Source organism: Microbispora sp. NPDC046933, from assembly GCF_040644635.1.
Classification (GTDB): Bacteria; Actinomycetota; Actinomycetes; order Streptosporangiales; family Streptosporangiaceae; genus Microbispora.
The window spans coordinates 246,571-270,664 of the sequence record NZ_JBEYWW010000004.1; the positions used below are offsets into that span (position 1 = coordinate 246,571).

Annotated in this window: 24 protein-coding genes; 11 read left to right on the forward strand and 13 right to left on the reverse strand. The window is 71.2% G+C overall.

Annotated elements, in window-relative coordinates; genetic code table 11:
* Positions 1 to 5 precede the first annotated feature (5 nt).
* Positions 6 to 626: a DJ-1/PfpI family protein gene (locus ABZ857_RS07465; protein WP_357039019.1), complete on the reverse strand. Its 621-nt coding sequence runs from the start codon at positions 624 to 626 to the stop codon at positions 6 to 8.
* A complete protein-coding gene (locus ABZ857_RS07470) occupies positions 623 to 1,597 on the reverse strand; it encodes a GlxA family transcriptional regulator (protein WP_357039022.1) in 975 nt (324 codons plus the stop codon). Before ABZ857_RS07470 ends, ABZ857_RS07465 begins: the two co-directional genes overlap by 4 nt.
* 197 nt (positions 1,598 to 1,794) lie before the next feature.
* Here ABZ857_RS07470 and ABZ857_RS07475 point away from each other — a divergent pair, with 197 nt between their 5' ends.
* Both ABZ857_RS07475 and ABZ857_RS07480 read left to right on the forward strand, forming a co-directional pair.
* Complete coding sequence (locus tag ABZ857_RS07475; RefSeq protein ID WP_357039380.1) at positions 1,795 to 2,136, forward strand: YciI family protein; 342 nt, start codon at positions 1,795 to 1,797, stop codon at positions 2,134 to 2,136.
* A 5-nt stretch (positions 2,137 to 2,141) separates the two neighbouring features.
* Complete coding sequence (locus ABZ857_RS07480) at positions 2,142 to 3,422, forward strand: sigma-70 family RNA polymerase sigma factor (protein ID WP_357039025.1); 1,281 nt, start codon at positions 2,142 to 2,144, stop codon at positions 3,420 to 3,422.
* A 270-nt stretch (positions 3,423 to 3,692) separates the two neighbouring features.
* Here the strand turns inward: ABZ857_RS07480 and ABZ857_RS07485 are convergent, their stop codons facing one another.
* Positions 3,693 to 4,097, reverse strand: coding sequence for a VOC family protein (locus tag ABZ857_RS07485; protein WP_357039028.1), 405 nt, complete (start codon positions 4,095 to 4,097; stop codon positions 3,693 to 3,695).
* Positions 4,098 to 4,342: 245 nt separating this feature from the next.
* Between ABZ857_RS07485 and ABZ857_RS07490 the strand changes: the two genes are divergently transcribed.
* Complete coding sequence (locus ABZ857_RS07490) at positions 4,343 to 5,650, forward strand: trypsin-like serine protease (RefSeq protein WP_357039031.1); 1,308 nt, start codon at positions 4,343 to 4,345, stop codon at positions 5,648 to 5,650.
* An 81-nt stretch (positions 5,651 to 5,731) separates the two neighbouring features.
* Here ABZ857_RS07490 and ABZ857_RS07495 read toward each other — a convergent pair whose 3' ends face one another.
* From ABZ857_RS07495 to ABZ857_RS07515, 5 genes are all read right to left on the reverse strand, one after another.
* On the reverse strand, positions 5,732 to 6,544 hold the full coding sequence (locus ABZ857_RS07495; protein ID WP_357039034.1) for a hypothetical protein: 813 nt from the start codon (positions 6,542 to 6,544) through the stop codon (positions 5,732 to 5,734).
* Positions 6,545 to 6,731: 187 nt separating this feature from the next.
* Positions 6,732 to 7,097: a ClpX C4-type zinc finger protein gene (locus ABZ857_RS07500; RefSeq protein ID WP_357039037.1), complete on the reverse strand. Its 366-nt coding sequence runs from the start codon at positions 7,095 to 7,097 to the stop codon at positions 6,732 to 6,734.
* A gap of 128 nt (positions 7,098 to 7,225) precedes the next feature.
* The gene (locus ABZ857_RS07505; RefSeq protein WP_357039040.1) at positions 7,226 to 8,668 is read right to left on the reverse strand and encodes an MFS transporter; all 1,443 of its coding nucleotides are present in this window, start codon (positions 8,666 to 8,668) and stop codon (positions 7,226 to 7,228) included.
* 76 nt (positions 8,669 to 8,744) lie between these two features.
* On the reverse strand, positions 8,745 to 9,230 hold the full coding sequence (locus ABZ857_RS07510) for a MarR family winged helix-turn-helix transcriptional regulator (protein ID WP_357039043.1): 486 nt from the start codon (positions 9,228 to 9,230) through the stop codon (positions 8,745 to 8,747).
* A 45-nt stretch (positions 9,231 to 9,275) separates the two neighbouring features.
* Positions 9,276 to 10,142, reverse strand: a complete 867-nt coding sequence (locus tag ABZ857_RS07515; protein ID WP_357039046.1) for a 4-hydroxy-tetrahydrodipicolinate synthase — start codon at positions 10,140 to 10,142, stop codon at positions 9,276 to 9,278.
* A 102-nt stretch (positions 10,143 to 10,244) separates the two neighbouring features.
* Between ABZ857_RS07515 and ABZ857_RS07520 the strand changes: the two genes are divergently transcribed.
* A complete protein-coding gene (locus ABZ857_RS07520) occupies positions 10,245 to 11,144 on the forward strand; it encodes a LysR family transcriptional regulator (protein WP_357039049.1) in 900 nt (299 codons plus the stop codon).
* 18 nt (positions 11,145 to 11,162) lie between these two features.
* Here the strand turns inward: ABZ857_RS07520 and ABZ857_RS07525 are convergent, their stop codons facing one another.
* Together ABZ857_RS07525 and ABZ857_RS07530 are read right to left on the reverse strand one after the other, a co-directional pair.
* Positions 11,163 to 12,185 (reverse strand): hypothetical protein, encoded by a 1,023-nt coding sequence (locus ABZ857_RS07525; protein WP_357039052.1) that lies wholly within the window; start codon positions 12,183 to 12,185, stop codon positions 11,163 to 11,165.
* Positions 12,186 to 12,264: 79 nt separating this feature from the next.
* Positions 12,265 to 13,218: a DMT family transporter gene (locus ABZ857_RS07530; protein ID WP_357039055.1), complete on the reverse strand. Its 954-nt coding sequence runs from the start codon at positions 13,216 to 13,218 to the stop codon at positions 12,265 to 12,267.
* Here ABZ857_RS07530 and ABZ857_RS07535 point away from each other — a divergent pair.
* The 4 genes from ABZ857_RS07535 to ABZ857_RS07550 all read left to right on the forward strand — a co-directional run bounded on the left by ABZ857_RS07535 (position 13,217) and on the right by ABZ857_RS07550 (position 16,988).
* Positions 13,217 to 14,632 (forward strand): PLP-dependent aminotransferase family protein, encoded by a 1,416-nt coding sequence (locus ABZ857_RS07535; protein WP_357039058.1) that lies wholly within the window; start codon positions 13,217 to 13,219, stop codon positions 14,630 to 14,632. The genes ABZ857_RS07530 and ABZ857_RS07535 overlap by 2 nt on opposite strands.
* 135 nt (positions 14,633 to 14,767) lie before the next feature.
* A complete protein-coding gene (locus ABZ857_RS07540; protein WP_357039061.1) occupies positions 14,768 to 15,313 on the forward strand; it encodes a CGNR zinc finger domain-containing protein in 546 nt (181 codons plus the stop codon).
* A 38-nt stretch (positions 15,314 to 15,351) separates the two neighbouring features.
* Positions 15,352 to 15,954, forward strand: coding sequence for a GNAT family N-acetyltransferase (locus ABZ857_RS07545; RefSeq protein WP_357039064.1), 603 nt, complete (start codon positions 15,352 to 15,354; stop codon positions 15,952 to 15,954).
* A gap of 161 nt (positions 15,955 to 16,115) precedes the next feature.
* The gene (locus tag ABZ857_RS07550; RefSeq protein WP_357039067.1) at positions 16,116 to 16,988 is read left to right on the forward strand and encodes a 1,4-dihydroxy-2-naphthoate polyprenyltransferase; all 873 of its coding nucleotides are present in this window, start codon (positions 16,116 to 16,118) and stop codon (positions 16,986 to 16,988) included.
* A 116-nt stretch (positions 16,989 to 17,104) separates the two neighbouring features.
* On the opposite strand, the gene ABZ857_RS07555 is transcribed toward ABZ857_RS07550, so the two are convergent.
* The 3 genes from ABZ857_RS07555 to ABZ857_RS07565 all read right to left on the reverse strand — a co-directional run bounded on the left by ABZ857_RS07555 (position 17,105) and on the right by ABZ857_RS07565 (position 22,217).
* The gene (locus ABZ857_RS07555) at positions 17,105 to 18,367 is read right to left on the reverse strand and encodes an FAD-dependent monooxygenase (protein ID WP_357039069.1); all 1,263 of its coding nucleotides are present in this window, start codon (positions 18,365 to 18,367) and stop codon (positions 17,105 to 17,107) included.
* Between the two features lie 35 nt (positions 18,368 to 18,402).
* Positions 18,403 to 21,282 (reverse strand): BTAD domain-containing putative transcriptional regulator, encoded by a 2,880-nt coding sequence (locus tag ABZ857_RS07560; protein ID WP_357039072.1) that lies wholly within the window; start codon positions 21,280 to 21,282, stop codon positions 18,403 to 18,405.
* A 95-nt stretch (positions 21,283 to 21,377) separates the two neighbouring features.
* Positions 21,378 to 22,217 carry a helix-turn-helix transcriptional regulator gene (locus tag ABZ857_RS07565; protein ID WP_357039076.1) on the reverse strand — a complete coding sequence of 280 codons (840 nt, stop codon included), beginning with the start codon at positions 22,215 to 22,217 and terminating at the stop codon, positions 21,378 to 21,380.
* Positions 22,218 to 22,402: 185 nt separating this feature from the next.
* On the opposite strand from ABZ857_RS07565, the gene ABZ857_RS07570 reads away from it, so the two are divergent.
* The 3 genes from ABZ857_RS07570 to ABZ857_RS07580 all read left to right on the forward strand — a co-directional run bounded on the left by ABZ857_RS07570 (position 22,403) and on the right by ABZ857_RS07580 (position 24,052).
* Entirely contained in the window at positions 22,403 to 23,347 is a 945-nt protein-coding gene (locus tag ABZ857_RS07570) for an SDR family oxidoreductase (protein ID WP_357039079.1), read from the forward strand.
* A 70-nt stretch (positions 23,348 to 23,417) separates the two neighbouring features.
* Entirely contained in the window at positions 23,418 to 23,591 is a 174-nt protein-coding gene (locus tag ABZ857_RS07575) for a hypothetical protein (protein WP_357039082.1), read from the forward strand.
* Positions 23,588 to 24,052, forward strand: coding sequence for a GNAT family N-acetyltransferase (locus ABZ857_RS07580; protein ID WP_357039085.1), 465 nt, complete (start codon positions 23,588 to 23,590; stop codon positions 24,050 to 24,052). Before ABZ857_RS07575 ends, ABZ857_RS07580 begins: the two co-directional genes overlap by 4 nt.
* Positions 24,053 to 24,094 lie beyond the last annotated feature (42 nt).

Below are 24,094 nucleotides of genomic sequence, written 5' to 3' on the forward strand. Positions count from 1 at the left end.
TCCGATCAGATAAGAGCCATCGCCTTGTCGCTCAGGCCCGCCGGGGCGGTCTTCGGGTTGCCGGCGTCGAAGGGGGGCCGAGGGTCGTACTCGATCGCGAGCTGCACGGCCTGCGCCGTCTCCTCGTCACGCATCTCGGCCAGCAGGGTCAGGGCCATGTCGACGCCGGCGGACACACCCGCCGCCGTCACGATCCTCCCGTCGATCACGACGCGCTCGCTGACCGGCTCGGCGCCGAATCCGGCGAGCTGGTCGAGCCATCCCCAGTGGGTGGTGGCCCTGCGTCCCTTCAGCAGCCCCGCCGCGCCCAGCAGGAACGAGCCGCTGCACACCGAGGTGGTCCACCGCGTCCGCTCGTGGGCCCGTGCGAGCCAGCCCAGCAGCTCCGCGTCGGACAGCGCCTCGATCGTCCCGGGTCCTCCGGGCACGACGACCACGTCCGGCGCGGGCAGGTCGCCGTACGACGCGGTGGCCGCGAGGCTGAGGCTCCCCCGGTCGTCGAGCACCGGCCCGGGCTCGGCCGCGACGAACGTGACCGTGCAGCCCGGCGCGAAGGCCAGCACCGTGTACGGCCCGACGGCGTCGAGCGCGGTGAACCGGGGATAGAGGGGAATGGCGATGTTCATGATCTGCTGCCTTCCTTCGATCGGAACCGGCGGCGGTAGTCGCCGGGTGAGATGCGCCAGTGGCGGCGGAAGACCCGGTAGAGGGTCTCGGGAACGCCGAGTCCCGACTCCCTGGCCACCCTGTCCAGGGGGTGGCCGGTGGTCTCCAGCAGCCGCCGGGCGGCGTCGGCCCTGCTGCGTTCGACGTACCTGCCGGGTGAGACCCCGGTCTGCTCGGTGAAGACACGGGAGAAGTGCCGCTCGCTCATCCCCGCCCGCCGGGCGAGCGCGGGCACGCTCAGGTCCTCGGCCGGGTTGGCGTCGATGAACGCCTGGATCTCGCGCAGCGGCTCGGCGCGCGGGACGGCGGCCCGCACGGGGGCGCTGAACTGGCTCTGCCCTCCCGGACGGTGCAGGTACACCACGAGTCCGCGGGCGACGTTCCGGGCGACCTTGTGACCGTGGTCGTCGGCCACGAGCGCCAGAGCGAGATCCACGCCGGAGCTGACCCCGGCCGAGGTCCAGACGTTCCCGTCCCGGATGTAGATGGGATCGGCGTCCACCTCGACGTCCGGGTAGCGGTCGGCCATCTCGCGCGCCACCAGCCAGTGGGTGGTCGCGCGTCTGCCGCCCAGCAGCCCGGCCTCCGCGAGGAGGAAACTCCCGTTGCAGACGGAGGCGACCCGCCGGGCCCCGGCCGCCAGCCGGGCGACGCCCCCGACCAGTTCCTGATCGGGCAGATGCTCGGGCACGGACAGCCCGCCCACGACCAGCAGCGTGTCGATCGGCCCCGCGACCTCGCCGAGCGGCGTCTGCGCGAGCGTCGCGATCCCGTTCTGGGCCGGTACGGCCCCGGCGCGTACCGCCGTCACCTCGACCCGGTAGCCGGGCTCGGGCACGAGCAGGTTCGCCGTGGTGAAGACGTCGGCCGGTCCGGCGAGATCGAACATCTGGAAGCCATCGAAGATCACGATGACCACTCGTCGCTGCATGCCCTCGATGCTCCCGGGCCGGGCTTGATGGCGTCAACGACACAGATATTGCACATCACGCCATGACCGCAGGCCGGCCTGAGAAAATCCCGGGGATGCTGTCGATAAGGCCGCATCTCGTTCGTCGTCATCATGTGCGGCGCCTCGCCGCGCGAGGAAACGACAGGACGTGACAGGAGTTCGGGCCCGTGAAGTACATGTTGCTGATCAACGCCGGTGCGATCGACGCGAGCGGTGCGTCCGCCGAGTGCGACGTCCAGGAATGGACGGACTACGACAAGGCGGTACGGGACGCGGGAATCCTGGTCTCGGGTGAGTCGCTGGCGGACCTGGTCACCGCCACAACGGTCCGGGTCGGCCCGGACGGGCAGCGGTCCGTCGTCGACGGGCCGTTCGCGGAGACCCACGAGGTCCTCGGCGGTTTTTACGTCATCGACGTCCCGAACCTGGATGTCGCGCTGGACTGGGCCGCCCGCTGCCCGGGGGCACGCGGCAGCGGTTCGGTCGTGGTCCGCCCGGTCGCCGACTTCGGCGCCTGAGCACGATGCAAGGGCGGGCGTCCCGCGCCGGCAGGGCAGTGGAGTCGGTGTTCCGGGAGGAACACGGCAGGCTGCTGGCCTCTCTCGTGCAGAGGTTCGGCGACCTGGACCTGGCCGAGGAGGTCGCCTCCGAGGCGATCGAGGCGGCGCTGGTGCACTGGCCGGTGCAGGGCGTCCCCGCCAGGCCGGGCGCCTGGCTGCTGACGACGGCCCGGCGCAAGGCTGTCGACCGGTTGCGCCGGGACCAGACCTATGCCGCCCGGCTCGCCGTGCTACAGGTCGAGGCGGACCGGGCCGATCCCGCCCCGCCTGCGGACGCCGACGCCGATCTTCCCGACGAACGGCTGCAGCTGTTCTTCACCTGCGCCCACCCGGCTCTGCCGGATGAGGCGCGCGAGGCTCTGATGCTGCGCTGCCTGGCCGGGTTGACCACACCGGAGGTCGCGCGGGCTTATCTCGTCCCGCCGGCCACGATGGCCCAGCGGATCGTACGGGCGAAGAAGAAGATCCGTGAGGCCCGGATCCCGTTCAGGGTGCCCGGGGCGGACGAGCTGCCCGGGCGCCTGCCGGGCGTGCTCCAGGTCCTGTACTCGGTCTTCACGGAGGGGTACGCGGCCAGTGCGGGCCCTCACCTGCAGCGGCCGGATCTCGCCGAGGAGGCCATCCGGCTGGCGCGGATCCTGCGGCGGCTGTTGCCCGCCGAGCGAGAGGTCACAGGGCTGCTGGCGCTGATGCTGCTGGTCCACGCGCGGCGCGAGGCCCGCAGCGGGCCGGACGGGGAGCTCGTCCTGCTCGAAGACCAGGACCGCGGCCGCTGGGACCGCACCATGATCGAGGAGGGCCTCGCACTGGTGCCCGTCGCACTGACCGGCGGTCCGGCCGGGCCGTACGGGGTGCAGGCCGCGATCGCCGCCCTGCACGACGAGGCAGCTGATCTGGCGACCACCGATTGGCCCCAGATCGTGGCCCTTTACGAAGTATTGCTCGCGCTGGACCCGTCCCCCGTCATCGCGCTGAACCGGGCGGCGGCCGTGGCGATGCGCGACGGCCCGGAAGCGGGCCTGGCATTGCTCGACGAGCTGGCCGACGAGGAGCGGCTGCGCGGCTACCACCCCTACCATGCCGCCCGGGCAGACCTGCTGCAGCGACTCGGGCGACTCGCCGAGGCCGCGGCGGCCTACCGCCGGGCACTTGCGCTGGCCGGCACCGAGCCTGAACGGGCCCACCTGCGACGCAGGCTCGGCACAGCCGAGTCACCCACCCCGAACGGCGCGATGGACACCTGACGGCCGAACCTCTGCCCGTCTCCATCGACATGAACACTGACCAAGGAGGCCGCTACCAGGTCCTGCTGGGGGTGAAGGGGCCTGGTCCGGGCACGCGGCGACGGGAACCGGATGACCGCCGATCTGGCTCGCGCGCGGGTGGCCCGGTTCACGCCGGACGAAACTCATCGCGCATCCGCGAGACCGCGGACTCGGCGCGCCCCGCGCCCCTGTCCGCTCCTCTGGACCCGCTCACCGACGCGCTGGTGGCACCCGTACCTGGCGTCCGCCTCAGGCCGTGAGCAGCTGGGCTACGACGATGACGTTGCCGTACAGGTCGGCGAAGTGCAGGGAGCGGCTGTCGGGATCCTCACGCTCGTCCCAGACCCGTACGCCGTGCTCGCGCAGTCTCTTGGCGACCACGTCGAGATCGGCGGTGTAGAGGACGAGCAGCGGCTGTCCACCCGCCTGCCCGCCGATCAGTTCGCGCTCGCGGTCCGAGGTGACCGGCATCAACCAGACGCCGACCCCCTCCTGCCCTGGCACGCCCATGTGCAGGTAGCGATAGCCGTCCGCCGTCCGGTCATGCAGGACGACGAAGCCGAGGACATCGCGGTAGAAGGCCAGCGCCTCGTCGGGATCGTCGACGAGCACCACGACGCGGCCGAGCCCCGAGAAAATTCCGTCCGTAGTCATGACCCGGACCCTAGTCTGCGCCGCTGACAATTCCCGCCGGTTCCATCGCCCCTCTCACCGATACCAGCGGAGCCGTCACCGAGCGGGGACGGCGGCACGAGAGATGCACGCTCATCGCCGGTGACCGGCCGTGCGGCCACGGCGAGCTGTACGTGTAATTCCCGGTCGCGGTAATCGTCAGTCACCGGATCGAGTCAAGCAGCGCCGATTACCTGATGTTGTCAAAGCGTTCATTGACCATGCAAATGATCCATGATCTACTCATTTCGGCATATCGGCTAAAACGGGGGTGCGACTTGCGCTTACGCTCGATATCGATTTCCGCGCTGACGATCGTCCTGACCGCTTCGGCGCTCACTCCGTCCGTCCGGGCTGATTCCGGTGAACCTTCCCCCGGCACGAAACCGGGAACCCAGGTGGAGAAGGAGCCGTTCGGCTACCTGACACCCGAGACCAAACAGCGTATGGCGGCTCAGGAGCCGCTCATAAAGGCCGCCGACCGCATAATGGACGCGGTCAGAAGCGACAAGAAGGATCGCGGGTTCGCGGGCCTGAAACTCGACGACGGCTTCGTGCAGGTCTGGTGGAAAGGCGAGCCGCCCGCGCCGGTCCGTGAGGCGCTGGCCGGTGCGAACGCCTTTTCCCCGGTACGCGTGTCGCCCGCGAAGCACTCCCTGGCCGAACTCCAGGCCGCCGCGGCGCCCCTGCGGAAGAAGCTCTCCAAGAATCCGGGGGGCCCGATCCACGCGCTGGGCATCCAGCCGGACGGCAGCGGATTGTATGCGCTGACCGATTCGGGGGAGAGCAAGGCGAGCCTCGCCTCCAGCTACCCGGAACTCGACGCGCAGGTACCGACGGTGGTGAAGCAGGCGCCCCGTGGAGAGTTGACCAGCCGCGCGGAAGACACCCCTCCGTGGTGGGGCGGCGCGAAGATAGTGTCCGACGACACCGGGGCAGGATGCACCGCCGGCTGGCCCGTTCACTCGACGAGTGACCCCAACCATCACTACATCCTCACGGCGGGCCACTGCGGCCGCCCGTACGAGAACTGGCGCAACGGCAACAGGTCACGCTCGATCGGCCGGGTGGTCGGCGAGAACATGGGCCACGACCTGCTGCTCATCGATGCCCCGGACCATGTCGGCTACGAGATCTACGACGGCGGCGTCCCGAACGGCACCAACACCACTCCCGAGTTCAGCAAGCGCATCGTCGGATACGGCCATGTGTACTACGGCCAGTGGCTGTGCCAGTCGGGGGCGGTCAGCGGCGCGGTGTGCAACTACCAGGTCGCCACGAACGGTCAGGAGAGCTACTGCGGCTACGACGCCTTCGGCGCCTACGAGTGCTACAACGACCTGTTCGTAGCCATTCAGTACAACGGTCTGCCGGGGTCCATCAAGGGCGACAGCGGGGGTCCCGTTTTCACCCCGTCCGGCAACACCGTCATCGCGAACGGTGTGATCTCGGGACGCCGCGGCACCGACGGCCTCATCTTCCAGGACGTCGTCACGGCTTTCCAGGACTTCTCGGTGACGATCCACACCGGATGATCGGCTGAGGGAGCGGCGGCCCTTCCGTCCTGGCGGGCGCCGCCGCTCCTGCTTCTCCCTGCCGCACACCGGGGAGAAGGTTCAGTGCCGTACCGGGACCGGGTTGCCGTGAGGATCGATGATGACGCGCCCGCCGAGTGGCTTGCTGAGCTGGATCACGCGCTCGCTCATCCGGCCAAGGGCGTTCTGATCGCAGTCGGTACGGATGGACCCGGCCTCCCGCAGACCGATCAGCACCGCCGACTCGGACTCGTATCGCAGCAGGTCGTCTCCCGGTTTGTCATCGCCGCAGTCGGACGGGGGCCACATCATGGCCGTCGACAGGCGCGTCTGTTCCGGGCCGGCGGACGTCACCTCCACGGACACCGAGTGGCGCAGCTCGCCCAGCTGCCAGAACGCGCCGGGGGCTAGTGCCGGCCACGCGGCCGTTCCACCCGAGTCGGTGAGGAACGTCCATGTGGGAAGCTTCGTCGGACCGCGATCCGTGTCCCATTCCCGAACACCGTACTGGCTGCCGACTATCCGAATCTCCCTCGGCTCACCAGGAATTCTGGCGACATGTGCCGCCAATGCGCCGAAAGCCTCGGCCGCGGAGACCTGACCGAGCCGCGCCTCCCCGTCGGAAAGCGCGACGACCGTGGATCCGGGGTTCTTCGTCGGAAGCGGGATGGATGCCTCGGCGCGATTCGCACCTTTGGCCGCTCCGCTCGTCCCGGGAAGGTCACCCAGGAGAACAATGGGACGAGGGTGACGTTCAGCCGGGAATTCCCGCCATCCGGCTACCGCACGTTTCATCGACTCGTCCGACGCGCCGTTCCGTTCAGATCCGCTACCGGAGCAGGCGGAGGCCGATAACAGAGCGGCCAGCGTCAAACACACCAGCACGGGACGCATTCCCGCCTCGCCTTCGAAATGTACTCGTCAGCCCTCGACTGAAACGGTACGTGCAACCCAGACAGGGGTCCAGTATCACAAACCGCACTCATGTGGTTCCCGACGGACACGGTCGGGTCATTCACGGCGGCCAGGGCGGCGCGCCCTTCCACCGTGGCCCTCGCCGCCTCCGCCGCCTGCCGTACGGTCACTCCTCCCCGGAGAACCTCTCCCAGGCGGACTGGCGGGTCATGCCGAGCGCGGCGCCGATCCTGGCCCAGGTGACGCTCCGGTCACGCAGCCGGTGGACCCAGACCCGCAGGTTGTCCTCGACCTGCGCGCCCACGGCCGCGATGCGCGGGAGGAACTCCAGGATCTGCTCGTCGGTCATGGTGTCCGGCCAGGGAACCTCCGGCGCCGCGGGCGACTCCGCCTCGAGGATGGCGCTGCACAGGCCCACGCACTCGTTGCAGATGTGGACGCCCGCACCGGCGATCATCTTGCCCACGGCGCTCTTGGGCTTGCCGCAGAACGAGCAGCGGATGTCCTGTTCCGCCAGAGAAGGAGCCGGCATGTCGCTCTCCAAGGGAATGATTTGTCAGGCACTTCCTGACGCCTGGCCCCAAGGCTAGGCCGTCAGGAGCTGCCTGACAACCGATCATCCGGTAAGCGTTGTTTCCCGCGCCCCTCACCGTCCTGGCGTCACAGGGCGGGGGCACGCCGCTCGGGCTGGAGCTCCGCCGCCTGCTCCACGCCCGCCCGAGGCCGCCGAAGGACTACCAGTGTGGCCGCGAAGGCGCTGATCAGCAGGGCGAGGGAGACCGTGAAGGCCAGACGGTAGCCGCCGGTCAGCGCGACCGCCTCGCCCGCCCCGCCCGCCAGCAGCCCCTCCGTACGGGAGGCGGCCAGCGTGGACAGCAGCGCGACGCCGGCGGCCATCCCGACCTGCTGGGTCGTGTTGAAGAACCCCGAGACCAGGCCCGCGTCGTCGGAGCGGGCGTCGGACATGCCGAGCGTGGTCAGCGCCGGGAGCACCAGGCCGCCGCCCATGACGAGCACCATCACGGGGAGCAGGTCGGTCACGTAGCGGGCGTCGACCGGGACGCGGGTGAGCCAGGCCATCGCGCCGATCAGGAGCACCAGGCCGCCCAGCAGCACGGCACGCGCGCCGAAGCGGGTGCTCAGCCGCGGGGACACGAACAGCGACACCCCCGCGATGGCCAGCGCCGCGGGAAGCATGGCCAGGCCGGTGTCGAGCGCGTCATACCGGAGCACCTGCTGCATGAAGAGCGCGACGACGACCTGAAAGGCGAACATGGCGCCCAGCGTCAGGACCTGCACGAGGTTGGCCCCGGCGACGGCGCGCGAACGGAGGATCCGCAGCGGCATGAGGGGGGTGCGGGCGGTCGCCTGGCGGACGAGGAACGCGGCCAGCAGCACGAGCGACACCGCGCCGACCCACAGGGAGCGCAGGCCGTAGCGCTCGATCTGGACCACCGCATAGATGCCCAGCATGAGACCGGCCGTGACCAGCAGGGCGCCCAAGCCGTCCGCGCCCGCCGACAGCCCGAGCCCCCGCTCGGCGGGCAGTGCCCGGATCGCCAGCGCGATCGTGACCACGCCGATCGGCACGTTGATGAGGAAGATGTAGTTCCAGCCCAGCGTGTCGGTGAGGACCCCGCCGAGCACCTGGCCCAGCGACGCCCCTGCGGCGCCGGTGAAGCTGAAGACGCCGATCGCCTTCGCCCGCTCCCCCGCGTCCGTGAAGGTCGTCACCAGGATGCCGAGCACGACCGCCGACGCCATGGCGCTGCCGACGCCCTGGAGGAACCGGGCGCCGATCAGCATCCCCGGCCCGGTGGCGGCTCCGGCCAGCACGGAGGCGGCGGCGAAGACGGCGTTGCCCGCCAGGAACAAGGCCCGGCGGCCGATCAGGTCGCCCAGCCGGCCCGCCAGCAGGAGCAGGCCGCCGTACGCGATGAGGTAGGCGTTGACGGTCCAGCTCAGCTCGGCGGGCGCGAAGCCGAGATCCCGCTGGATGGCGGGCATGGCCACGGTCACGATGCTGCCGTCGAGCACCGTCATCAGCATCGTGGCGGACAGCACGCCCAGCACGAGCCAACGAGATCGGGATATACGCGACATGGGTCGCCTCCTGTTCATGAGGAACAGGAACGACCGTAGCAGATAGTTCCGTTGTAGACGATCCCTTATGGACCTATCAGCCTCGCTGGCGCGCCCTCCGCACCGCCTGCGGCACCTCCGCGGGCGTGGCCAGATGTCCCGTCACCAGCCGATTGAGGGCGCGTACGAGCACCTCCGCCTCCTCCTCCGGCAGCGATCCGAGGGCGGCCCGGTGGACCCCGTCGACGATCTCCTGGCTCCGCTTCGCGACCTCCGCACCCTTTTCCGTCACCGCGACGATCCGGGCGCGCCGGTCGGTGCTGGACGGCCGGCGCTCGGCGAGGCCGGCCTTCTCCAAAGCGTCGATCGTGACCACCATCGTGGTCTTGTCCATGTCGCCGAGCTCGGCGAGCTGGATCTGCGTACGCTCCTCCTCCAGTGCGTGGACGAGCACGCAGTGCATGCGGGCCGTCAGGCCGATCTCGGCGAGCGCCGCCGCCATCCGCGTTCGCAGCACGTGGCTGGTGTGGTCGAGCAGGAAGGACAGGTCGGGCTCGTTACGCGAGGGTGCCATGGCGGTCATGCACCCAGGCTACCAATTCGTCCGCTTGCGGATTATCTCCAAAGGTCACAGTGTCCGCAGGGCGGCCTCGATCGACGCCTGACTCGCCGGCACGAGCGGGAGCCGTACGGCGGCGGTGGGAATGCGGCCCCGCGCGTGCAGGACGCCCTTCAGCACGGTCGGGTTGGGCTCGGCGAACATGGCCGCCGACATGAGCGACAGCCGGTGACCGAGCGCGCGGGCGTGCTCGACCTCTCCGGCGCGCCACGCCTGGACGAGTTCGGCGAATTCGCCGGTGCGCAGGTGGGCGGAGGCGAGGATGCCGCCGGAGGCGCCCAGGGCGAGCAGCGCGGACAGGAACGGGTCGTCCCCGGCGAGCACCGCGAAGTCCGCCGGCAGGTCGGCGAGCAGGGCGACCGTGTCGAGGTCGACGCCGCCGACCGCGTGCTTGACCCCGGCCACCATGGGCAGCTCGCCCAGCCGGCGCAGCGTGGCCGCGCCCACCGACTGCCCGGTCCGGTACGGAATGTTGTAGACGACCAGCGGCACCGGGGTCTGCTCGGCCAGCGCGGTGAAGTGGGCGAGCACGCCGGCCTCGGACGGGCGGACGAACGCCGGAACCGTCACCAGCGCCGCGTCCGCCTCCCCCTTGAGAGCGCGCAGCGCGTCGGCTGTGCTCCGCGTGTCGGCCGACCCCGCGCCGACGGTGAGCGTCGCGCCCCGCTCGCGGCAGACCCGGCCACAGATCTCGATCACCGCGCGCCGTTCCTCCTCGGCCAGCGTGGCGACCTCCGCGGTGGTGCCGAGCGCGACGAGCCCGGACGCGCCGTCGTCGAGCACGCTGCGAGCCAGGTCTTCGAGCGCCTCGAACGCGATCTCGCCGTCCTCGGCGAACGGGGTGATCAGCGGGACATGGATGCCGGAAAGAGTCATACCGCGATCCTTCCGCGACCAACCATGTAGGTCCAGTTCGCCTTTCTGTCGAAACCGTTAAGCTGAACTGATGCTCGATGTCTCCAGACTCCGCCCGCGCTGATGCTCGATGTCCGCAGGCTTCGCCTGCTTCGTGAGCTCGCCTACCGGGGCACGATCGCGGCGGTGGCCGAGGCGCTGACGTTCACCCCCTCGGCCGTCTCCCAGCAGCTCGCCGCGCTGGAACGCGAAGCGGGGGTCGCCCTGCTGGAGCGCACCGGACGCCGGGTCGTGCTCACCCCCGCGGGGGTGGCGCTGGTGCGGCACGCGGAGGCCGTGCTCGAACGGCTGGAGCAGGCGGCGGCGGAACTCGCCGCGGCCAGGACCGACCTGTCCGGAACGAACCTGGCCGGGACCGTGCGGATCGGCGCCTTTCCCACGGCGACCCGCGCCATCCTGCCCTCGGCCCTGGCGGCACTCGCCCGAAGTCACCCGGGCCTGGATCCGATGGTGGACGAGGTCGACCCGGCCGAGGTCGCGCCTCGGCTGCGCGCCGGCGAGCTCGACGTCGCCCTGGTCCACGAGTACGACTTCGTCCCGGCCGAGCCCGACCTCGCCCTGGACGCCGTCCCCCTCCTCGACGAACCCATGTACCTGGCCACCATGCGCACCGTCAGCGGAGAGGGGGACGCGGCCACCCTCCTCACCTGCCGCGACGCGCCGTGGATCGTCTCCACTCCCGGCACGCTCTGCCACGCGATGACCGTGCGCGCCTGCCAGGCGGCCGGTTTCTCCCCTCGCGTACGTCACCACATCGACGACTTCGCCACGGTCCTCGCGATGGTCGCCGTCGGGCAGGGCGTGGCGCTCGTGCCGGAGCTGGGAGCCGCCGACCCGCCCCAAGGCGTCACGCTGACCGCGCTGTCCATGCGCCGCCGCACCCGCGTCGCCTTCCGCCGGGGCGCCGGAGGTCACCCCGCCGTCGTCGCCCTGATCGCGGCCCTGCGCTCCGCCGTCGAATAGGACTCAGAAGACTAGGACTCAGAAGACGGGGATGATGTCCTCCGGGTCGATGACGTCGACGTTCACGCCGTCGATGTCGAGTTCGGGGATCGCGGGGAACTCGATCCCCCACCGCTCGACGATCGCGCGTACGCGGGCCATCGCCAGCCGCCAGTTGTCGGCCTGCTCCTCGTACGACAACACGCCGAGGCCGCCCTCGCGGGCGTGGTCCATGAGCACCCGGTGGTTGTGTAGGAAGTACGGCGGGAGCTCCCAGAAGCCCTCGGGCGGCTCCCAGAGGATCATCGACAGGAACACGAACCCGGCGCGCAACTGCCGGGTGATCAGGCCGCGTACGTCGTCGGTGAGCCCCGGCCACTCGTTCTCCAGGATCGTCATGCAGATCTGGAGGTGGCGCGACTCGTCCCGGCCGATCTTGTGGAACATGTCCGAGAACAGCGGGTGCTCGGTGCCGGAGGCCATCCCGCGAAACAGCGTCGAGGCCGCCATCTCGCCCATCATGAAGCTCGTGAACAGCACGGCGAGCGAGTACTTCCCCACGGCCGCGTTGTAGCCGTTCCAGTAGCGCCCGCCGTTGTGGTAGAGCCAGCCGATGTTGTTGTGCGCCGCCCGCTCCAGGTCGGTGGAGGGCTGCCAGTCGAGCGGGCCGCCGGGCCACAGCCGCGCGATCGTGCGCTGGCAGCACTCCTCGTGGTTCATCTCGTCACGGGTGATCGAGAAGAAGCACTTGCGTACGGGATCCTCCTCGTGCTTCTCGAACGCCTGGATGGTCGCACGGGCGAAGACGGCCGGACCGGATGCGTCGAAGTTGGCCAGCACGGAGAACCAGTACATGATCCCCAGCCGCTGCTCGGCCGTGAACTCCCCGGGATCGAGCAGGTCCCACGGCAGGTCGGCCGGGTTCCAGACCATCCGCTTGGACTTCTCGTAGATCGTCGCGAGCTTCTCGGTCTCGACCCGCCACTCCATCGGGTAGATGTTGGGCTGCGGGATCTCGGGCGCCGGCCAGAAACCACCCTCAGGAACCACGACGTCCGACATCGCTCACCATCCCCGCGTCTGTGACCCGCCTCACCATGTAACAGCCTCAGCCTCATCCTGCGCCGTGCCGTTACACCAATCAAGTGCCCACACCGCGCCGCCGGCGGCTGGCTTGCGTGACCGCCACGCACACGAGCACGGCCAGGGCCGCCGCGATCGTCGCGGCGCCGATCTCCTCGTCCAGCAGCAGCCAGGCCCACACCAGCGTGAGCAGCGGCTGCACGAGCTGGATCTGCCCGGCACGGGCGATCCCGCCCATCGCGAGCCCGGCGTACCACGGGATGAACCCGAGGAACATCGACACCAGCCCGACGTACGCGAACCCGGCCAGCGACTCGGCCGAGGGCTTCATGGGCGTGGTGACCGTCAGCACGGCCGTCACGGGCACGGTGAGCGGAGCCGCCACCACCAGGGCGTACGAGATGACGCGCCAGCCGGGCGTCTCCCGCGCGAGGCGTCCGCCCTCGGTGTAGCCGACGGCGGCCGACAGCAGGGCGAGCACGAGCAGCACGTCCGCCCCGGCGAAGCGGCCGGTCCCCCGGGTCAGCGTGAACACGGTGATCGACAACGCGCCCGCCGCGCAGGCCGCCCAGAACAGGCGCTTCGGCCGCTCCCCCGCCCGCAGCACCGCGAACGCGGCCGTGGCCGCCGGGAGCAGACCGATGACGACGGCCGAGTGGGCCGTGCTCGCGCCGCCGTCCAGGGCCAGGCCGCTGAACACCGGGAACCCGAGAACCACGCCCAGCGCGATCATCGCGTACGACCGCAGGTGGGCGCGGGGCGGCAGGAGCGGCGCCCCGGCGGCCTTGAGGCAGATCACCGCGGCGAGCGCCGCGAGGGCCGCCCGCCCGATCGCGACGAGGTACGGATCGAATCCCCGCATCGCGGACACGGTCCCGGGCAACGACCCCGAGAACGACAGCACGCCCGCGCCCGCCAGGAGGCTGCCCCGCCATGCCCGGCGGCGAGGGGCGGCCGCGGCGGAGGCGTCCGCTATCGGAAGGACATCGATAGCGCTATTGTCATCTTTCATGCACGACGATAGCAGTATCGTCCGTCTCGCCGCGATACTCCGGGAGGAGACGGAAAGGTCGCGGCCGGGCGAACGGCTGCCGCCCAGCAGGGAGATCATGCGCCGCCACGGCGTGGGCCCGGTGACCGTCTCGCGGGCCATCGCGCAGCTCGCGGCGGAGGGCCGGGTCGTCACCCGGCCCGGCGCGGGCGTGTTCGTGGCCCCGGCACGGCGGCCGGTCGCGGAGGCGCCCGACCTGTCGTGGCAGACCGTGGCCCTGGGCGACCGGGTGGTGGACGACTCGGCGATGGCGAGCCTGCTGGCCCAGCCCCCCGACGGCGTCGTGCCGCTCACCGGCGGCTACCTCAACCCGGAGCTGCGGCCGGTGAAGGCGCTGGCCGCGGCGGCCGCGCGAGCCGTACGCCGGCCGGAGGCGTGGAGCATGCCCCCGCTGAACGGCCTGCCGGAGCTGCGCCGGTGGTTCGCCACAGAGGTCGGCGGCGCGGTGACGCAGAACGACGTGCTCGTGGTGAGCGGCGGGCAGTCGGCGCTCACCCTCGCGTTCCGCGCGCTGGCGGCCCCCGGCTCGCCGGTCCTCGTCGAGACCCCCACCTACCCTGGAGCGCTCGCGGCGGCCAAGGCGGCGGGACTGCGGGCGAGCGCGGTGCCGCTCGACCAGGACGGCGTACGGCCCGACCTGCTGGCGGAGGCGTTCGCGATGACGGGGGCACGGGTGTTCTACTGCCAGCCGGCGCTGCACAACCCCACGGGGGCGACGCTGACCCGCGAGCGCAGGGAGCAGGTGCTCGCCGTGGCCCGGGCGGCGGGGGCGTTCGTGATCGAGGACGACTACGCGCGATACCTGACCACGGGCCCGGTCCCGCCGCCCCTGGTGACCATGGACGCCCACGGCACGGTGGTCCACATCCTGTCGCTGAGCAAGGTCACCTCACCCAGCCTCCGGGTGGCGGGGCTGACCGCGCGGGGCCCGGCCGCGCATCGGCTGCGGGCCTGCCAGGTGGTGGAGTCGTTCTTCGTCGCCCGGCCCCTTCAGGAGACGGCCCTCGAGTTCGTCGGCTCCACCGCCTGGCGGCGCCACCTCGGCATCGTCCGGCAGGAGATCGGCGTACGGCAGGCCACACTGCTGGCGGGGCTGGCCCGCCACGCGCCCGCCGCCGAGGTGCACCTGGCGCCTCCCGGCGGCCTGCACGTCTGGGTGCGGCTCCCGCCCGGCACCGACGAGGCGGAGGTGGTCGAGGCGGCGCAGGCCCAGGGCGTCCTGGTGAGCCCGGGCCGCATCTACTACCCGTCCGAGCCTCCGGGGCCGCGGCTGCGGCTGACCCACACGGCCGCGGGCGGCCTGGCCGAGCTGGAGGAGGGAATCCGCCGCCTCGCCCCGGTCCTGTCCGGCCGGCCACGTCGGCCCCAGCGGTGAACCTCCGGCTCCAGACCCCTGGGTCGGTGGTGCAGTGTGCCGGACAGGCGAGCCGACTCCGGTGACAGGCTTACGGTGGTGTTGGCATTTCACGACCTCCGACTGTCGTACAGTGGTCACGAGGGGTGATCGATCATGACGGGCCCGGCGGAGCTGCTCCGCGACTTCGTGAACACCTACGACGTCGAGGGAGACGCCGACGAGCTGGCCTCGCCGGCCGAGCTGTCCGTCTGGCTGCGCGAACGGGGGCTGATCGGCGACGACGACCGCGCCGCCGACGAGGACCTCGTCGTGGCGACCCAGCTGCGCGAAGGACTGCGGGCCGCACTGCGCGGCAACCACGACGGGGGTCCGTACGAGGTTCCGGAGGGACTGGACGCGGCGCTGGCGGGACTGCCGGTGCGCGTGACGCTCTCGGCGGGGACTCCGGCGCTGGCGCCGGTGGCGTCCGGAGTGGCGGGCGGGCTGGCGCGGCTCGCGGCGCTGATCCCGGCCGCCCACGCCGACGGCAGCTGGCCACGGTTGAAGGTCTGCGCCGAGAGCACCTGTCAATGGGCGTTCATCGACTCCTCGAAAAACCGGTCTCGCTCCTGGTGCTCCATGCGCGTCTGCGGAAACCGCACAAAAACCCGGGCATATCGGGCACGACGCCAGGCGGAAGGTACGCCGAGGCCCTCCTGACCAGTACGGTGTTACAGGCTAAGAAAGGAGCCCGCCGAATGGGTGTTAGAGCTGCCCGCCTCGAGGACGTCGACGCGGTGACCAGCACCCAGATCCGGGCGTGGAAGGCGGTTTATCGCGACTTCCTGCCACCGATCCCGTTGGAGCAGATGACGGGGCCGGCGGCGGAGAAGATGTGGCGCCGCCAGTGGGAGGAGGCGATCCTCTCGCCGCCCACGCCGCGTCACCGCCTGCTCGTCGCCGTCGAGCGGGTGGTGCCCGACACCGACGCGTTCACCGCGCTCGGCCCCGGTGGCATCCTGGCGACCGCGGCCCAGCGCGCCTCCGACCGGGTCGTGGGCCTGGCGTCGCACGGACCCGCCGAAGACCCCGACCTGCACCCGGCCACGACGGCCGAGTTGATGACGTTGCTCGTCGATCCCAACCACATCAGGCGCGGACACGGCAGCAGGCTGCTCAACGCCACGGTTGACCACCTGCGCGAGGACGGCTACAGCACGGTCGTCACCTGGGTCTTCGCCGACAACCACCCGATGCTCGGCTTCCTGGAGTCGGCCGGCTGGGGCGAGGACGAGGCCGAGCGCGTCCTCGACATGGGCCGCCCGATCAGGATGATCCGCCTCACCACCGACATCAGCTGAGTCCGCACCGACCACTGTCCACGTCTCCCCTCCTGCCCGTCGTATGGCATTCCGCCCCCGGCGGCGTCGCCTCCGCCAACCCCGCTGTCATGGGATGACAGGGGATTGGCCAGACTAGGTAGGCCTCAACCGGCTACGCACAGGTAGGAAAAGGGAGTCACGTGGCCACCCCAGCTCAATGGTTAGCGGGCGCACGCCCCCGTACGCTGCCCGCCGCCGTCGTCCCGGTCGCCGTCGGCACCGGAGCCGCCGTCGCGGAGGACGGCGCGGTCTGGTGGCGAGCCCTGCTCGCGCTGTTCGTCGCGCTGGCGCTGCAGGTCGGGGTCAACTACGCCAACGACTACAGCGACGGCGTGAAGGGCACGGACAAGGACCGGGTGGGGCCCCTGCGGCTGGTCGGCTCCGGCGTCGCGGCCCCGAAGCAGGTGCTCGCCGCCGCTCTCGGCTGCTTCCTCGCCGCCGCGGTCGCCGGTCTCGTCCTGGTGGTGGCCACCCGCGCCTGGTGGCTGCTGCTCGTCGGCCTCGCCTCCATCCTGGCCGCCTGGTTCTACACCGGAGGCTCCCGGCCGTACGGCTACCGCGCGCTCGGGGAGATCTCGGTCTTCGTGTTCTTCGGCCTCGTGGCCGTCGCCGGGACGACGTACGTCCAGGTGGAGCGGCTGACCTGGCTCTCGCTGGCCGCGGCCGTGCCCGTGGGGCTGCTCGCCTGCGCGCTCCTCATGGTCAACAACCTCCGCGACATCGTGACCGACGGCCCCTCAGGCAAGCGCACGCTGGCCGTGGTGCTGGGTGACGCCCGCACGCGCCTGGCGTACTCGGCGACCCTGGTGCTGCCCTTCGTGTTCGCGCTCGCCCTGGTGCCGGTGCGGCCCTTCGCCGCGCTGACCGTGCTGGCGCTTCCCCTCGTGGTGACCCCGATCAGGACGGTCCGCTCGGGGGCGACCGGTCCCGCGCTCATCGCGACGCTCCAGCAGACCGGCCGCCTGCAACTGGTCTTCGGCGCCCTGTTCACCCTCGGCCTCGCTCTGTTCTGACCGGCGTCCGCCTCTGGGAGTCCGAATGGAACACCTGTGGACCCGGGATCAGGAGCTGCCCCTGCGATGGCTGCTGGTCGACGAGTACACCGGCGACATGGAGTTCGCGGCGGGTGTCACCGTCGAGCTGCGCTGACTTCGGCGTAGTCGCGGAGGGTGATGTTCTCGGCGGCCTTCCTGGCGATCTTGGTGGCCATGTTCTTGCCGGGGAGGTAGGGCATGACCTTGTAGTAGCGGTTGAGGACCGAGGCGAGGAAGCGGCTGCCGGGGACCATGAGCTTGGCCACGCCGTCGCCCATCTTCTGGCAGCCCTCCGCGTACTCGCGCATCTCCCGCTCGTAGGCGGCGAACGCGACGCGGTGGTCGCCGTGCGCGGCGGCCAGTTCGCCCGCCAGGACGTACGCGCCGACCAGGGCGAGGCCGGTCCCCATGCCGGACAGGGAGGACGGGCAGTAGGCCGCGTCGCCGACCAGCGCCACCCGCCCCCGGGTCCAGGAGTCCATGCGGACCTGGCCGACCGAGTCGAAGTAGAAGTCCGGCGCGACGCGCATGTCCCGCAGCAGCCGGTCGCTCTGCCAGCCGTTGCCGGTGAAGCGCTCGACGAGGACCGCCTGCTGCCGGGCCACGTCGCGGCGGTCCAGGTCCAGGACCGGTGAGCCGAAGTAGAAGACGGCCTTGGCCTCGGTGTTGTGACGCGCGCTGTACATCACCACCAGCTTGTTCGCGGTGCGGTAGGCGTGGCCGGTGTGGTCGAGGCCGAGGTGGTTGGCGGTGGTGAAGATCGCGCAGTAGAGACCCAGGTGCCTGACGTAGTCCTCCTCGGGTCCGAAGGCCAGGCGGCGGGTGACGGAATGCAGGCCGTCGGCGCCCACGACCAGGTCGAACCGGCGCGGCGCGCCGCGTTCGAAGGTGACGGTCACCCCGTGGGCGTCCTCGGCGAGTGAGGTGATCGAGTCTCCGAAGACATACTCGGTGTGCTCCTTGGTGGCGTCGTAGAGGATGCGGGCCAGGTCGCCGCGGAGGATTTCGACGTCTCCGGCGAACAGGTCGGCGGGCATCCTGGCCAGCGGCTTGCCGGCGCTGTTGACGTACGACATGGAGCCCATGCCGGTGCGGGCGCGTTCGACGTCGTCCAGGATGCCCATCCGGTGCAGGATCGACAGGTGCGCCTCACCCCGGAAGTCGACGGCGTAGCCGCCGTCGCGCAACGCGGGGGCGCGCTCCACGATGGTGGGGATGAAGCCGTGGCGGTGGAGCCAGAAGGCGAGGGCGGGGCCGGCGACGGAGGCGCCGGAGATCAGCACGGTCCGGTTGTTCGTCGCGGTGTTCGTCGCGGTGTTCGTCGCGGTGTTCGTCGCGGTGTTCGTCGGGTTGTCCATGGCAGCGAGCCTGCCGGTGAGGGCTCACCGGAGGCTCACCGCCGGCTCACCGCCTCGGCGACCGCCGTGGGAAGCCCCAGCAGGCGCAGCGCATCCGAAGCCGAGGGGCCCAGCACGGCCGCGTTCTCGGCGCCCTCGCGGTAGCGAATCCGGGCCGTGTCGTGGTCGCCGCGCGCTTCGGCGACGCGACCGAGGCCGACGAGGATGCGCACCTGGTTGCCGAGGCTTCTGATCCAGTGCGGGTCGATCCGCTCCAGGGCATCGGCGTAGAGCCGTTCCGCCTCGTCCAGGTCGCCGTTCCGCAGGGCGACGTCGCCGAGGCCGCGCAGGGCCGCCGCCAGGCCGGTGGTGCTGCCGGCGCGGCGGGCCAGATCGGCGGCCTCGGCGTAGTCGGCGTGGGCGGCCTCCGGATCGTCGGCGGCGGCGAGGTAGTCGCCGCGGTTGACCAGCAGGTCGGCGGCGTCCTCCTGGGCGCCGAGCCGGCCGGTCAGGGTGAGGGCCTCATCGGTCAGCGCGATCGCCCGCGCGTGGTCGCCGCGTCCACCGGCCAGCCCGGCGAGCATGTCCAGAGCCAGTGCGGTGCCCCATCGGTCACCGAGGACGCGAAACTCCTCGGCGGCCATGCCGAAGTCCCGCACCGCCGGTGCGACGTCCCTCTCACCCAAAGCTCCGAAGCCCGACACGTATCGGGCGAGCGCTCGTGCCCACGGCTCAGGGCTGTCGTGCTGAGCCGTCAGGAGCGCGAACGCGCCCTGCGCGTCGCTTTCGCCGGCGTTCCGCAGCATCCACAGCAGCAGAGCCGCCGGGTAGCGGCCGGCCCGGTCGCCGGGCCAGGCGGCGGCCAGTGCCTTCTCCGCCCTCGCCCGGTGACGTCGCCAGGTCTCGCGGTCGGACGCGGCCAGCAGCACGCACGTCGCGTACTCCTCGCCGAGGCCGTCCGGGGGCGTGTCGCCGAGCGTGCCGAGCAGCCTGGTCGCGTACGGCGCGACCGCGGCGGACGCGCCGCGGATCCACAGGTACGCCGAGGCCGAGGCGAGCAGTTCCAGGGCCGTCACGACGTCCGGAGCCTTGACCGCCCAGCGCACCGCCGCCAGCAGGTTCTCGTGCTCGGCGACGAGGATCGGCAGCCATTCCAGTTGTTCGGCTCTCCGCAGATGCGGATCGGCGGTCCGCACCAGCTCCAGGACATGCCGGGCATGGGCGCGCAGCGCGGGTTCGCGGTCGCCCGCTTCGCCGAGCCGCTCGGCGCCGTAGGCGCGGATCGTCTCCAGCATCCGGTAACGGCCGCGGGAGACCTCCAGGAGTGACTTGTCGACCAGCGATTCCAGCGTGTCGGCGTCCGCGCCGCACACCTGCCGCGCCGACTCCGCCGTCGCGCCTGCGGCGAAGACGGTGAACCGCCGCGCGGCCCGTTGCTCGGGTTCGGTGAGCATGTCCCAGCTCCACGCGACCACCGATCGCAGTGTCCGGTGCCGGCCGTCGGCCGGACGGCTGCCTCGGGACGTGATCGCGAGCCGGTCGTTCAGCCGTCCCTCGAGTTCGCCGAGGTCCAGCGCGCGCAGCCGGGCCGCGGCGAGTTCGATGGCCAGCGGCAGGTCGTCCAGGGCCGCGCAGATCCGCCGTACGCGCTGAGGGTCGGCGGCGAAACCGCGTCGCACGGCGCGCGCCCGGTCGGTGAACAGCCGCACCGCGGCGTCGCCGTCGAGCGGACGCACCTGGTGGAGGTGTTCGCCGATGACACCCAGCGGTTCGCGGCTGGTGGCCAGGACCCGCAGCCGCGGACAGGCCGCCAGCAGCCGTGCCGCCAGCGCGGCCGCTTCCTCGACCACGTGCTCGCAGTTGTCCAGTACGAGCAGGAGCACCCGGTGGGACAGCGCCGCGATCAGGCGGTCGACCGGCGTCTGCGAGCCGTTCCCCACCTGCAGCCCGCGCTCGCGCAGGCCGAGCGCGCCGAGCACCGCCCGCGGCAGCCCGGCGCCGTCGCGCAGCGCGGCCAGCTCCGCGAAGCACACCTCGTCGGCCGCCACCGCTGCGACCTCGACCGACAGCCGGGTCTTGCCGACGCCGCCGGGGCCGAGCAACGTGACCAGCCGGGCCACCCGCAGCAGGCCGGTGACCTCGGCCACCTCCTCGTCGCGGCCGACGAAGGAGGTCAGCTGGGCGGGCGGCGCGGCCGGCGCCGGCGAGGGATCGACGCTCAGCAACTCCCGGTGCAGCGCGACCAGCTCGGCCGAGGGGTCGGCGCCCAGTTCCTCCGCCAGGCGCCGCCTGGTCTCCTCGAACACGACCAGCGCCTCGGCCTGCCCGCCCTCGGCGGACAGCGCACGCATCAGCAACCCGGCCGGCCGTTCCCTGAGGGGGTGCCGGCCGATCAGCTCACGCAGCTCCGCGATGGCGGCGCGATGCTCGCCGAGCCGCAGTTCGCCCTCGATCCGGTCTTCCAGGGCCGCCAGCCGCAGCTCCTCCAGCCGCATCGCGGCGGCCCGTGCCGTCTCGCTCTCGGTGAGCTCGGCCAGCGCGGGCCCGCGCCACAGGTCCAGCGCCTCGCGCAGCAGCGTCACCGCTCGTTCCGCCTCGCCGTCGCGCAACGCCACCCGGCCCTGCCCGGCCAGCCGCTCGAACCGGCGGGCGTCCACGTCGTCGTCCGCGACCACGATCCGGTATCCCGCCCCGCTCCGCTCGATCGCGGCCGCCGGCCCCAGCGCGGTGCGCAGCCGGGACACCTGGGACTGCAGCGCGTGCGCCGACAGCGCGCCGTCCGGGTCGACCTCCTCGGTCAGCCGGTCGGACGGCACGACCCGACCTGGGCGGATCAGCAGCAGCGCCAGCAGCGCGCGCCGCGCCGGGCCGCCCAGCGGAACCTCGGTGCCGTCGTCGCGCCACGCCCGGGTCTCGCCGAGGATTCCGAACCGCATGCCGGCGATTATCCCCCGGCGGCCAACCGGCGATCACGCGGGATGTCGGCCTCGGGCCGTAGCGAATTGCCCGCCGGGATCGGGACGCGACTGCTTCAGCGAAGGGTCTGTGTGCCGATGACGGACAGCAGGTGCAGCTTGCCGTGGCTCTCGCTGCCAGGAATGGCGGTGTAGACGAGCAGCGAGTGGGCCTGGTCGGGGTCGACCAGTCTCTGGCACGTCAGCTCCAGGGCTCCGACTTCGGGGTGGATGAAGTGCTTGACCTTGTGGGGGCGTATCCCGATCTCGTGGGCGTCCCACGCTCGCCGGAACTCCTCGCTGCGGGCGAGGAGCAACTCAGCGAGGTGTGCGGCTCGGGAGGCGGGGCCGCGGAGGGTGACGATCTCGCGCAGCCCCGAGGCGTACATCCGTGTGAGGAACGGATGTTCTTCGGGCGCGTAGAGCTGCCGGGCGGCTGGATCGGTGAACCACCGGTACCCCGTGCTGCGGGCAGGTCCGGTGTACCGGGTCGTGTCGCCGGTGAGCGCGACGCCCATCGGGGTCTGCCGCAGGGTCTCGCCGAGCTCGGTGACGATCTCCGCGGGGGTGTCGTTCAGGCGGTCGAGAATGCGCAGCAGACCGGGGCTGATGTGCTCGCTGACTCCGCCGCGGGCGGGCGGGTTGTGTCCCGCGAGGCGGAACAGATGGTCTCGCTCGTCGAGCGAGAGGTGCAGGCCCTGGGCGATCGAGGCGAGCATCTGGCTCGACGGCCGCGGTCCGCGTTCTCGCTCCAGGCGGGAGTAGTAGTCGGTCGACATGTGGCACAGCGTCGCGACTTCCTCGCGCCGTAGCCCGGTTGTCCTGCGACGGGGACCGCGCGGGAGGCCGACGTCCTCGGGTTGCAGCACCTTCCGACGGCTTCGGAGGAACTCCGCCAGCCCAGCGCGATCGATCATGCATTCCCTCCACTCGCGGTGCTGCTCCGTTTCTACCGTCCCCGCGTGACGGCAACCACGGACCGTTGATCCCCCTCTCCGATCAGAGGAGCGGATGAGTCCGCATCCGTGGATCGCCAGTCCCTGGAACCTCCACGTGGCGTCCGGAACCGTGGATCCGAGACGACAACACAAGGAGCGGAGCAATGCCGCGTCAAGCAATCGACATCACCATTCCGGACCTATCCGGAAAGCGCGTGCTCATCACCGGCGCCAGCGACGGAATGGGACTGGGAATGGCCGCGCGACTCGCCGCGGCCGGCGCGGACATCCTCATGCCCGTCCGCAACCGCCGCAAGGGCGAGAACGCGATCGCCCGGATCCGCCAGAGCCTCCCGAACGCGAAGGTCTCGCTGCGCAGTCTCGACCTGTCGTCGCTCAAGTCGATCGAGGCCCTCGGAGACGCTCTCCGCGAGGAGGGCCGGCCTATCCACATTCTGATCAACAACGCCGGCGTGATGACCCCGCCGAGCCGGCAGACCACAGCGGACGGCTTCGAACTCCAATTCGGCACCAACCACCTCGGCCACTTCGCCCTCGTGAGCCGCATCCTCCCGCTGCTGCGCGCCGGCCACGCCCGCGTCACGTCGCAGATCAGCATCGCCGCGAACCGCGGCGGCATCAACTGGGACGACCTGAACTGGGAACGCGGCTACAACGCCACGCGCGCCTACCAGCAGTCCAAGATCGCATTCGGGCTCTTCGGTCTCGAACTGGACCGACGCAGCAAGGCCTACGGATGGGGCATCACCAGCAACCTCTCCCACCCCGGAGTAGCCCCCACCAGCCTCCTCGCCGCCCGCCCCGAGCTGGGCCGCAACGAAGACACCAGCGGCGTCCGCCTGATCCGCGCGCTCTCGGCCCGCGGCATTCTCTTCGGCACCGTCGAGACCGCGATACTGCCCGCGCTCATGGCCGCGACCGACCCCGGCGCCAAACCCGGCACCCTCTACGGACCCAGCGGCCTCGGCAACCTCAGCGGCCCACCCGCCGAACAACGGATGTACTCCCGGCTGCGCAGCACGGACGACGCCGAGCGCGTCTGGCAGATCTCGGAGCGGCTTACCAAGATCACCGTTGCGGCCGCTTGATCGACGCCGAGGCCATCCAGGCATCCGAAGCGTCGGACTTTGGAGAACGCCGCGGTGACGCGGAAAGAGCATGAGGCGTCGGATCGCGAGCTGGTGGCCTGGCTGGTCGACCAGCCAGGTCGCGGGTACCGTGTTGCCGGTGTTCGCCGGCCTGGACGCGCTGGCGCTGACGGCGGGCCTGGTCGCCGGGGCGAGGTTCACCGGCGGCAAGCTCGTCGGACGATCCGGCAAGGAGGCCGTATGACCGTCATAGGGTTGCGGCCTGCGACGCAGGCCGACAGCGAGTTCTGCTTCCGGCTGCACGAGGCCGCCCTGGGCGAGTACGTCGCGGCGATCTGGGGATGGGACGAGCAGGACCAGCGAGACCATCATGCCCGCGTGTTCGACCCCGGCAACACGCGGATCGTCACCGCCGACGGCGTCGACGTCGGCATGCTCAGTGTCGACTACCATCCCACCGAGATCTACCTCGGCCGCATCGAGATCGACCCGGCCTATCAGGGACGCGGCATCGGCACCCGTCTCATCACCGCGCTGCTGGACGAGGCCCGCCGGCGAGGTCAGGACCTGCTCCTGGACGTCCTGACGGTGAACCGCCGCGCTCACGCCCTCTACCGGCGACTCGGCCTGAAGGAAGTGGCACGTCACGGCGACGGCAACATCAAGATCAGGATGCGCTACACCCCGCCCGCCAAACGGCTGTGACCGCCGGCTTCGGCCGGAGACCTCCGGACGCGGCACGCCGTA